The organism is Burkholderia lata (assembly GCF_902499025.1).
GTDB classification, from domain to species: Bacteria; Pseudomonadota; Gammaproteobacteria; order Burkholderiales; family Burkholderiaceae; genus Burkholderia; species Burkholderia lata_C.
Genome location: NZ_CABVPW010000118.1, coordinates 1 through 623, shown reverse-complemented (window position 1 = coordinate 623; position 623 = coordinate 1). Strand labels below are relative to the sequence as shown.

Genomic DNA, 623 nt, shown 5'->3' with positions numbered 1-623 from the left:
TGCTGCGTCGCGAGGGACACGAGATCGGCCGCCGGCGCGTGCGCACGCTGATGAAGCGCATGGGCATCGAGGCGCTGTACTGCAAGCCGAACACGAGCCGACGCAACGCGCAACACAAGATCTGGCCGTACTTGCTGCGCGGCATGAAGATCGAGCGGGCCAACCAGGCGTGGGCACTCGACACGACCTACATTCCGATGGCGCGCGGTTTCGTGTATCTGACGGCGGTGGTGGACTGGGCGACACGCAAGATCCTCGCACACCGAGTGGCCATCACGCTCGAAGCAATGCACGCTGTCGAGGCGCTCGAGGAAGCGTTCGCGCGCTACGGGCAGCCCGAAATCGTGAACACGGACCAGGGCAGCCAGTTCACCGCGAACGCGTTCACCGAGGCCGTGCTGGGCCAGAACGTCCGGCTGTCGATGGACGGCAAGGGAAGCTGGCGCGACAACGTGTTCGTCGAGCGGGTGTGGCGCAGCATCAAGTACGAAGAGGTCTACCTGAAGGCATACGAGTCGGTCAGCCATGCTCGGCGCGCCATTGGCGAATACATCGAGTTGTACAACCGGAAACGACCTCATTCGAGCTTGGCGGATCAGACGCCAGATGAGGCATACTTCGCG

The 623-nt window shown here is 63.2% G+C and carries 1 protein-coding gene; it reads left to right on the top strand.

Annotated elements, in window-relative coordinates; all coding sequences use genetic code 11:
* Positions 1-623 (top strand): IS3 family transposase (locus tag BDI24065_RS40900; protein ID WP_175035936.1); only part of this gene is annotated, 623 nt, incomplete at both ends.